The organism is Nodularia sp. UHCC 0506 (assembly GCF_034931045.1).
Lineage (GTDB): Bacteria > Cyanobacteriota > Cyanobacteriia > Cyanobacteriales > Nostocaceae > Nodularia.
In genome coordinates this window covers 26,148-37,071 of the sequence record NZ_JAYGHH010000022.1, presented here as the reverse complement: position 1 = coordinate 37,071, position 10,924 = coordinate 26,148, and the positions used below count along the sequence as shown (strand labels likewise).

Here is a 10,924-nt window from a genome sequence, read left to right as displayed (position 1 = left end):
CCCAATATCCGATTTTATGCGGGTATACCTTTAACTAATGTTGAAGGATACAATTTAGGCACGCTTTGTGTAATTGACCAAGTACCGCGAACTTTGACTGCGGAACAAGTCGAAGCTTTACATATTTTAGGTGATCAAGTTATTAAGCACCTGGAACTGCGACGCAATTTAGCCAGTTTGGTACTCGTAAATCAAAATCGTCAGCAATCAAAGAAAGCACGTTGGCAATTTTCCCAAAAGATTGCGGCAGGATTAGGGTTAGCATCAGTAATTATCCTCCTCATTAGTTTAGTTTTTTATCAAAATACAAAAAAATATCTGGAAATCAGTAATCAACAACAAAAAACTTTAGAAAAAATTGATAGTCAAGAGCAATTACTTTTTCTGATGAAAGATGCTGAAACTAGACAGCGTGATTATATTCTCATTGCTGATCAGTCTTATTTAAAATCTTATGAATTAGCCGTTGCCAAAATTAATCAACAAATTCAAGGATTAAAAATAATCACAGCAAATCAACTGAATAAACAACAACAGATTAATACCTTAGAAAATTTGATAGAAACCAGGTTGGTAGAAATTAAACAAACTATCAACTTGCGGCAAAACCAAGGATTTGAAACTAGTTTGTCGGTAATCAAAACTAATCAGGATAACAATCTCATGGATGATATCCACGAGATGATCAATAAAATCAACCAAGAAGAACAAGAACGACTTCAGCAACAATCTTTAGCCGTAAAAACCAGCAGATTTAACATTATTATGACAGTGGCGATCGCCATTTGTTTGGGTTTTATAATTTTGGCTTTTGCCTATCATCTAATTTATCGAGAAGTTACCGAGCGAAAACTTACAGAAGAAGCCTTAAAAACAGAACGCAACTTTATTTCAGCCGTCCTAGATACAGCCAGTGCTTTAGTAGTAGTTCTGGATTTACAAGGACGAATTGTTCGCTTTAATCAAGCTGGTGAACAAATTACTGGTTATTCATTTAGTGAGGTGCAAAATAGATATATTTGGAACTTGTTTTTAGTTCCTCCAGAAATAGAAGCAGTAAAAGCTATCTTTAAGCAAGCAGCTTTAGGTCACAAAATCCAAGATTACGAGACTTACTGGTTAACAAAAGATGGTCATCGGCGGTTGATTGCTTGGACTCACGCTAATTTGTACGACGAAAAAGGTAAGATTGAATATATTATTGCTACTGGTATTGATATTACCGAACGTCAACAAGCTGAGGCAGAAGTACAACAGCAAAACTTGCGGGAGCAATTATTAGCTAATGTTACTTTAAAAATTAGAGAGTCTTTACAAATCGATGAAATTCTGCAAACCAGCGTTACAGAAGTGCAGAAACTATTGCAAGCAGATCGGGTACTCATCTTGCAGTTCCAATCTGATAGTTCTGCAACAATTTTGAAAGAAGCGATAATTCCTGACTTACCTATAGTTATGGGTCAAAATATTGCTGACCCTTGTTTTACAGATGATTATCTCCAGAAATACTACCAAGGTAAAATCAGTATTATCAATAATATAGCAGAATCTGATATTCAGCCTTGCCATAAACAATTACTAGAAAAATTTCAGATTAAAGCTAATCTTGTAGTTCCCATTTTTATGCAAAATAAATTATGGGGATTGCTGATTACAAATCAATGTCATCAACCCCGACAATGGAAAGATTGGGAAATTCAACTGTTGCGATCGCTTGCTGATCAAGTAGGTATTGCTTTAGCTCAAGCCAATTTATTAGAAGTAGAAATACTCCAACGACAAGAACTAGAAATTTCCCGACAACAAGCCGAATTAGCTTCTCAGGCAAAAAGTGCTTTTTTAGCAAATATGAGTCATGAAATTCGCACTCCCATGAATTCCATTTTGGGGATGACTGACTTATTATTAGAAACTAATTTAAATAGAAAACAGCGCGATTTTGCCGACATAATTCGCATTAGTGGTGATGCACTTTTATCCTTAATTAATGAAATTTTGGATCTGTCAAAATTAGAAGCTGGCGAAATGGTTCTGGAAAATTTAGATTTTGAATTATCTAATTGTGTAGAAGAAGTTCTAGAATTATTAGCACCCCAAGCTCATGAAAAAGGATTAGAAATTGCCGGATTAATTAATGTTAACATTCCGACTCATCTCCAAGGTGATGCTAGTCGCCTGCGGCAAATTTTAATGAATCTGGTTGGTAACGCCATCAAGTTCACCGCCACGGGAGAAATTATCGTTCGAACCGAATTGCGATCCCAAAATTTCAACACAATCACCATCAATTTTTCTGTCACAGATACAGGAATTGGAATTTCCTCTGAAGATCAAAATAAACTTTTCCAGCCATTCACCCAAATAGATGCTTCCATTACCCGCAAGTATGGTGGTACAGGTTTGGGATTAACTATTTGTCAGAAATTGGTAGACTTAATGGGAGGTGAAATTGGGGTTAACAGTGAAGAAGGAAAAGGATCTCAATTTTGGTTTGAACTAACTTTTACTAAGCAGTTTCGGCCTGTATCCTCTGTCCAGAATCAAGGCATTCTTCAGCATCGACGCTTGTTAGTTGTGGATGATAATGCTACCAACCGTAAAATTATTTATGATCAAGCTACCTATTGGGGAATGAAAGTAGATGAGGTGGCTAGTGCGGCTGAAGCATTGAATGTTTTACAAACTTCTCTGACAAAAGGAATTTTGTATGATGTGGCTTTAATTGATATGCAAATGCCACAAGTAGATGGTTTGACTTTGGGAACACAAATTAAAACAAATTCTGCACTTGCGGATATTCCCATCATGATCATGACTTCTACTAATCAAAGAGATGAAGTACAAAAAGCGCTAAATATAGGATTTTCTAGTTATTTAGTTAAACCTGTCAAAGCATCTCGGCTACTCGATGCAATTCTCAACGTCTTGGCAAGTCAACCAAAATCTGTAAACATCCAGATACCAACTATTCATCAACCTAAGTTGACTAATTCTAAGTTGCGAGTTTTGATAGCAGAAGATAATTTAGTAAATCAAAAAGTGGCTCTACAACTATTGCAAAATTTAGGTTATGAAGCTGATGTAGCAGGTCATGGTCAGGAGGTTTTACAGTTATTAGAAAAAATTCCCTATGATTTGATTTTTATGGATTGTCAAATGCCAGTTTTAGATGGTTTAGAAACTACAAAAGAAATTCGTCGTCGCATGAAGCGGCAACCTGTGATCGTTGCTATGACAGCTCATGCCATGAAAGAAGACAAACAAAACTGTTTAGAAGCAGGTATGAATGATTATTTGAGTAAACCAGTAAAAAAAGAAAAATTAGCATCTATCCTTAATTATTGGAGCCAAGTAATATTAACTAAAAATCTCAATATTGAACTAGCAATTGATTGGGAACATTTACATCAAATTTCTGAAAATGACCCCAAATTTGAATTAGAATTATTACAAATGTTCGTTGAAGATAGCCAGTTACATTTAGAAGCAAGCAAAGCGGCAATTGCGGCTGAAAATTATCAACAACTGGCACAAGAAGCACATCATATAAAGGGTGCTAGTGCTAATATAGGAGCTATATCTATGGAACAAGCCGCAGAAAAGCTAGAAAAATTGAGTTATTTAAATCAATGTATGGGTGCAAATGAATTAATCATAGAATTAGAAGATTTTATCGCCAAAATTCAATCTTTTTTGTTACTAAAATGACTCTAAAAATGTTATCATATTCGGTAATAATTTTTTTGATATATTTCAATTGACTCATTCACGACAGAATCAATATTTTATTGTAAAAAATAAACAATAACGATGATCGTCTGTTGGTAAATAGCTTAATTTTTCGGCAATGGAAGATATGATTTTTAAACCGCGACCTCTTTCTAAAAAATTGTCTATCAATTCAGGTGTTATTTGTAATTGTTGTTCCAAATCAAATGCTTCTCCCAGGGACCAAATGCGAATTTCTATATGCTCAAGCAACCGAATAACTTCCAACTCAATGGGAGTTTCTACAGGTAAATTTTTGTGAGCGTGTTCTACAGTATTGGCAAAACCTTCAATCAGCAAAGTTTGACATTGCCACCAAATTTTTTGATCAGGAAGAGGAGGTTGATTTATTTGCTCAAACCAGGATAATATTTCGGTTGTGGCGTTTATGTCTGTGTTAACTTTTAAATGAATTTTTCTATTCATTCTTCACCCTGATGATCTTTATATTTATGGCGTGAAAATAAGAACAAATTTTGCTTGCTAGATTAGTTATAACAATTTCTGCTGGAAATTAGGCTTGGTTTGCTTAAATTAGCTAAACAGAAGGTAAAAATCACAGATTCAACAGGAAATATTTATTAATAATGCGTTGCCGAAATTTAGTATCAGTTTAAACTTATGCTTAAAATACTAATTATTGATGATGATCCTATAGTACGAGCAACACTGAAAAGAACACTGCAAAATCAGGGATATGAAACTACTGTTGCTAGTAATGGTCAAGAAGGAATTATACAAGCGAAGACATTACATCCGGCTTTAATTATCTGTGATTGGGTAATGTCAGAAATAGATGGATTAGAAGTGTGTCGTCAAGTGAAGAGAGATCCAGATTTGGCGACAACTTTTTTTATTTTACTGACTGCTAAAGGTGCTGCACCAGGGGAAGAGGGGGAGCGAGTTCAGGGATTAGATGCCGGCGCGGATGAGTTTGTTTCTAAACCAATTGAAATGAATGAATTGAAGGCACGGGTAAGAGCAGGTTTGAGGTTACATCAGCTAAGTCAGGATTTAAAAAATAAACAGTTAGCTTTAGAAGAGTCAAACCGAAATTTAGAAGCAGAATTGGCAGAAGCGGCTGATTATGTGCGATCGCTCTTACCATCACCCCTTGTAGGTGCTGTAACGACAGAGGCTTTATTTGTTCCCTCGGCGCAGTTAGGGGGAGATTGCTTTGACTATTACTGGATTGATCATGATCATTTAGTTATTTATCTCTTAGATGTTTCTGGACATGGAGTGGGTTCAGCTTTACTGTCTATGTCTGTGTTAAATGTCTTGCGATCGCAATCTCTACCCAATACTAATTTCTGTCATCCCAGCGAAGTTTTAAAAGCACTTAATCATACCTTTCAAATGAGCAGTCATGGCAATAAGTATTTTACAATTTGGTATGGAGTTTATCATCGTTCACAACAGCGATTAACTTATGCTAATGCTGGACATCCGCCAGGTGTGCTGCTGAATAAAGATGCTACAGATATCAAACAGCTAAGTTCTTTAGATTTGCCAATTGGTTTTATTCCTAATATCAATTTTGAAATGGTTACTTTAGAAATTCCCGCAAACACCACCTTATACTTATTTAGTGACGGTGCTTATGAAGTTATGCAACCAAATGGACAAATTTGGGATTTCAACGGCTTTTTTGATTTGTTAATAAATTGTAGTCATAAAAATAACTGCAATCTTCAGGAAATATTACGACTGATTAAAAATTCCAACGCCAATGCTACTTTTGATGATGATTTATCTTTAATTAAAATTACCTTTAACTAGATAATTTAATGTATTTGAAATCAAGAAAAGCAATTAATAAATTACCACTTCATACACATTTCCTTTTTTAAATTATTGTGTAGTTAAAACTTGATGATTAAATTCATCTCTAGTAGCAAATATGTGTAAAATTCTATCCATTTTCGTCAATTCAAACATTGTCTTTACCTGATCATTAATAGAGCAAATAAATAGTTTTCCTTCAGCTTGCTTGACAGATTGCATAGCCGCAACTAAAGCACCTAAACCAGAACTATCAATAAAATTGACATCTTTCAAATCAATTAATACAATATCAGCGCCGGTGGATATAAGATTAGTAATTTCCCGACGTAGCTCATTACCCTTAACTGCATTTAAAATACCTGAAGGTTCAAGTATCTTGACTGTAGGATTCATAGAGTCTACCTTCAACTTAATTCATGAGATATATTTTAATCTTTACATATAATTTTCCCAAAAAGCAAGCTTTATCAACATTTTTTAATAGCTGAGATTAGCACATCAAAATTATCTATGAATTAGTTTTTGATTGCCAAATATAGGCATGAATAATTGCCCACATCAAGGATAAATTATAGATAGCCCAAGCACCATTGAATAAATATATTCCAGGATTATTTACAGCCCCCGTAGCAAAATAGTAGAAACTCCATAATATACCTAAAATAGTCAGAATAAAGACAACTAACTGAGGCCAAATTAACCGCAGATCAACTGCTGATTGGCTTTGCTTCGGTTGAATTGAAGATTTAATTGGTTGTCTAAAAAATATATTCCATACAGCTTGCATTAATAAAGGAAATAACGCGCGATTATATTGTTCTGACTGCCATATTACCCTAGCAGGAATCCCCCAACTAGCAGCTAGAAATGTGAGGATATTAATTATAAAAGCTGGGAAAAAGTGTAAAACAAAGTCCAGATTAAATGTTTTTACTGGGATAATTCCTGTGAAAAAATAGATAATTGGACACAAAATAAAGATAAAAGTCGCAAAACCTGAAAAATAGCTATACATGGTATAAAAATATTGCAATTTTTGCCAAAAGCTTAGTCCAGATTTTGTCAGGGGATTTTCTTTCATTAATACTTGTATAGTTCCTTGCGTCCAACGTAATCTTTCTTGGAATATAGAACTCAAATCATTATGCGCTAATCCTTTTGCTAACAGTTCATTGTGATAAACAGATTTCCAACCAGCACTATGTAAACGCACAGATGTATTTATATTTTCTGTAATAATGTTGCTGGAGACACTACTATTTAATTTAAATTTATCTAAACGCTTTCCATCCTGAGCATATTCGTCAGCAAAATATTGTATTCCTACACTAATTAATGCTTCTCTTTTCAATATGGCATTTGTACCTGTGTACAAAGCTGCATTCATACCATCTTTACCCTGTTGCAAAGTCTCATAAAATAAGCTGGCGCGATGCCCAAAGGGGTCGCCAGAGGGAATATTATAAAAATCTTGGGGTGTCTGGACAAAAGCAATTTGGTTTTGTTCGTATTTTCCAGAAAAGAAATTGTAAGTAAAGAAATATGGTAAAACTCGTTTGAGAAATTGGGGGTTGGGGATATGATCAGCATCTAAAGTGAGAATAAAATCCCCTATAGTTTCGCCGGAAAAAATTGCAGAATTAAGACCACCTGTTTCTTGAGGTTGTTCAATATAACGTAAACGAGCCAATTCAACTAGTTCTAGTTCTTTTTGATAAATGGCTGATTCTAATAATTGCTTCTCAGTATCTAGCCGTGCTTGTATAGTATTTTCAGATAAATCAATACTAGTTTGATCAGGAATATTTAACCATAAAATAAATTGTCGCAGACTATTTAAACTTTTTGTAGGATTATCTGCTGCTAAAGAAGAGTCTTGTAACCATTGTTCAGCAGCTTTTAAATCTGGTTGCAAATTATTTAATTGCTCAAGACGTTTTAGCAACATCGAACGTTCTGCATCAATTCGATTAGCTTCACTTTGCAATAATGGTGATTGTAAATCTTCAATACATAATCTTTCTGACATCCTTCGCATTTCTTCTGAATTACCATCATCAAGTATATAAACGCGTAACTTAATTATTGGGTAATCCATTGCTAAAGCTTCTCTAGCAGTTGCTTCTACAATTTCTGGCGGTTCATTGTAGCAGGTAACAAAGACATCTACAGTCGGCCAATCAGAGGTAGGTATGGATGGTGTGAGCTGGTCGAGAGATTTAGTTTGTCTGACTAAAGGTCGCCATAGTCCAATGACAAACAGAACTCCACCGAAGTAAGTGTAAATTTCTGCTAATAATAAGGGAATTGCCAGCCACAGTGCATCAAAGTTAATAGAGTTAGCAATCCGCCAATGCAAGTACCAAGCACCAAAAATTAAATTTATTTCTGCCAAATAGCGAAATAGTAGCGTTCTTTTTTTGAGTCTAGAACGACTATTACCGGGAAAATTTTCTGCATCATTAAGTATAGAGACTGAAGCCATATTGCACCTTCAGGAAAATTACAACATGAATGTTTTTCTGTTTCTGGCTGAGGAAATTAAAGTTGATGAAATGACGGCATTTATATTTACATTTACAGAGGCTTTAATTCTCAGTTAGTGATTTTTGCTTGCAATTGCGTTCACAGTAATTCCAAGCACCTTGAGCAGCAATTTTATGAGCGCTTAAGTTAATCGTGCTGGAGTGCTAGTAGGTATAGGATCTGGGAACGGAGTATTTTGAGAGTATCTAGTTTTAGTATTTCTACTATAGGTAGATATGTGATTTGGTTCTGGAAATATTGGTTGCTGATCAAAGTTATCAGGACTGACAATAATTACAAAAGGATTACATAAAATGACTTTTGGTGAACAGAGCAATGGTTGCTGACTAGTTATGACATCCAATACCAATTCTAAAATCACCGGATATACACCTGTTGTACTGTAAGTTAGGCAATAAAACCATTACCCGTTGCTTAGTATACTTCAATACTAAAAATTTGCCATGTTTTGTTATCAATTGTTTATTGATTAATAATACGGTATAAATTTTAAAATAATTAGTGTAAATACTTAGTTATATAGATTAATAATCATCTACGGCTCAAATTTGAGAGCTTTTGAGTAAATTTTGCGTTGATAAATTCCCTGTAGCAGTTTATATAACTTTATATTTGCCGACAAAGAAGGATGAAATTATTTATTTTTTTAAATGTATACTAAATAACACACCAAAATGTTAAACAGAAATGATCTCTGATTTTGAAGCACCACCAAAAAACTTATCCTTACTTGCTTCCGTAGGAGGAGTAGTTACAGCCGCGATCGCGATCGCTGGTCTAAATTGGTGGTCAGCACATCTAAAATTGACTCAGACGAATTCTCTAGACACGCCAAAAACTATCAGTGAACTGAGTTCTCTAGCGAAGGAGGCAAAACACCGGCTACAACAATAAACTACCTAATTTTGTCCAAATCAATCTGCAATCCGATGGCGATTGGACAAAAAAACTCCCACCGGCAAACTTTTTTAGGGTGGGGATTGGTTACAGAATTAATCTGTGCGCTTAACCAAATCTGCCACTGACATAATCTCTAGTCTCTTCTTGCTGAGGCTCATTGAAAATCATTTCGGTAGCATTGTATTCAACTAGATAGCCACTGCGACCGCCTTCAGAAAGCTTCACGTTGAAAAATGCCGTCTTATCAGACACTCGTGCAGCTTGTTGCATATTGTGGGTGACAATCACGATAGTATATTTCTCTTTCAATTCGTGAATTAGTTCTTCCACCCGCAAAGTCGAAATAGGGTCTAGAGCAGAACAAGGTTCATCCATTAGGATAATTTCTGGTTGTATGGCGATCGCTCTCGCAATACACAAACGTTGCTGTTGTCCCCCAGATAAAGATGTCCCACTTTTTCGCAGTTTATCTTTAACCTCATCCCACAAAGCAGCTTGTCGCAGACTTCGTTCGACTAATTCATCAAAATTACCTTTATAACCGTTGATTTTGGCTCCAAAGGTAATATTGTCATAAATTGATTTGGGAAATGGGTTTGGTTTTTGAAATACCATCCCAATTCGTCGCCGCACCTCTACAGGATCAATATTTGGTGCATACAAATTATTATTGTAAAAATAAACTTTACCTTCGGCTCGAAACGAATTAATCACGTCATTCAGACGGTTATAGCATCGCAGCAATGTACTTTTACCGCAACCAGAAGGCCCAATAAAAGATGTCACCTGATTTTTCGGGATATCCAGCCAAATATTTTGCAAAGCTAAGAACTTGCCATAGTAAACATTTAAGTTTTCTGTTCTTAAAGCCGTTTCAGTGTCATTCACGGTACTAGTGTTAGTAGCCATAATTAATATATAGTGTAGTGTTCAATTGGGCGATAGATAACTGACTTTCGATATAGTAGGTCTTGAGTCTGTCAGGTATTGAGCTTGTCAATTACTCAGCACTCAGCACTCTCCTAGCCTTAGCCAAAACGACCACTCACATAATCGCGAGTGCTTTGATTTTGAGGATTGGAAAAAATCTTATTAGTGGCATCTACCTCTACCAGATAACCCACGCGATTACCTCCTTCCAAGGCTTCGGCATTAAAGAAAGCTGTATAATCAGCGACTCTAGAAGCTTGCTGCATATTATGGGTAACAATTATAATGGTGTATTGCTGTTTGAGATCCACCATCAACTCCTCAATTCGCAAAGTCGAAACAGGATCTAAGGCCGAGCAAGGTTCATCCATCAGAATTACATCCGGTTGAATCGCGATCGCGCGAGCAATACATAAGCGCTGTTGTTGTCCCCCTGAAAGAGAAGTACCCAATTTTTGCAGATTGTCTTTAACTTCATCCCAAAGAGCTGCACGGCGCAGAGAACTTTCTACAATCTCATCCATGTTGCCCTTAATGCCATTCACCCGCAAGCCATAGGCTACATTGTCATAAATTGTCTTCGGAAAAGGGTTAGGTTGTTGAAACACCATCCCAATCCGACGACGTACCACTACTGGATCAACACTAGAGTCATAAAATTTTTGACCCCGGTAGTTTAGCTGTCCCTTGACCTTAGCCCCCGGAATCAAATCATTAGTTCGATTGAAGCAACGTAGAAGAGTGCTTTTACCACAACCCGAAGGACCAATGAAAGCGGTAATTTTATCCTTCAGAATATCTATTGTCACATCCCGAAGCGCAAGCGCACTGCCATAATAAACCGATAAATTGTTAACTTCAAAAATGTGCTTGGTATCCACAGTTGCACTACTCATTGTTTGTTCCATCATGATATCTCCAATTTAAATAGAACCTATAGGAATCCGGTTTGGTTTATGAATTTACTCGTAGAGGTAGGGAACAGGGAACA

At 35.8% G+C, this 10,924-nt stretch carries 8 protein-coding genes; 3 read left to right on the top strand and 5 right to left on the bottom strand.

Annotation, left to right across the window (positions count from 1 at the left end):
- Positions 1-3,708: response regulator (locus tag VB654_RS13910; RefSeq protein WP_323214361.1), on the top strand; the 3,708-nt coding region annotated here is incomplete at its 5' end.
- A 69-nt stretch (positions 3,709-3,777) separates the two neighbouring features.
- Here VB654_RS13910 and VB654_RS13905 read toward each other — a convergent pair.
- A complete protein-coding gene (locus tag VB654_RS13905; RefSeq protein ID WP_323214360.1) occupies positions 3,778-4,194 on the bottom strand; it encodes an anti-sigma regulatory factor in 417 nt (138 codons plus the stop codon).
- Between the two features lie 195 nt (positions 4,195-4,389).
- Between VB654_RS13905 and VB654_RS13900 the strand changes: the two genes are divergently transcribed.
- The gene (locus VB654_RS13900) at positions 4,390-5,550 is read left to right on the top strand and encodes a PP2C family protein-serine/threonine phosphatase (RefSeq protein ID WP_323214359.1); all 1,161 of its coding nucleotides are present in this window, start codon (positions 4,390-4,392) and stop codon (positions 5,548-5,550) included.
- 72 nt (positions 5,551-5,622) lie between these two features.
- Here the strand turns inward: VB654_RS13900 and VB654_RS13895 are convergent, their stop codons facing one another.
- On the bottom strand, positions 5,623-5,949 hold the full coding sequence (locus VB654_RS13895; RefSeq protein ID WP_323214358.1) for an STAS domain-containing protein: 327 nt from the start codon (positions 5,947-5,949) through the stop codon (positions 5,623-5,625).
- A 115-nt stretch (positions 5,950-6,064) separates the two neighbouring features.
- Positions 6,065-8,041: a glycosyltransferase gene (locus tag VB654_RS13890; protein ID WP_323214357.1), complete on the bottom strand. Its 1,977-nt coding sequence runs from the start codon at positions 8,039-8,041 to the stop codon at positions 6,065-6,067.
- A gap of 749 nt (positions 8,042-8,790) precedes the next feature.
- Between VB654_RS13890 and VB654_RS13885 the strand changes: the two genes are divergently transcribed.
- A complete protein-coding gene (locus tag VB654_RS13885; RefSeq protein ID WP_323214356.1) occupies positions 8,791-8,997 on the top strand; it encodes a hypothetical protein in 207 nt (68 codons plus the stop codon).
- 111 nt (positions 8,998-9,108) lie between these two features.
- Here VB654_RS13885 and pstB (VB654_RS13880) read toward each other — a convergent pair whose 3' ends face one another.
- Both pstB (VB654_RS13880) and pstB (VB654_RS13875) read right to left on the bottom strand, forming a co-directional pair.
- Positions 9,109-9,912, bottom strand: a complete 804-nt coding sequence (pstB, locus tag VB654_RS13880) for a phosphate ABC transporter ATP-binding protein PstB (RefSeq protein WP_323214355.1) — start codon at positions 9,910-9,912, stop codon at positions 9,109-9,111.
- 119 nt (positions 9,913-10,031) lie between these two features.
- Positions 10,032-10,844, bottom strand: a complete 813-nt coding sequence (pstB, locus tag VB654_RS13875; protein WP_416235685.1) for a phosphate ABC transporter ATP-binding protein PstB — start codon at positions 10,842-10,844, stop codon at positions 10,032-10,034.
- Positions 10,845-10,924 lie beyond the last annotated feature (80 nt).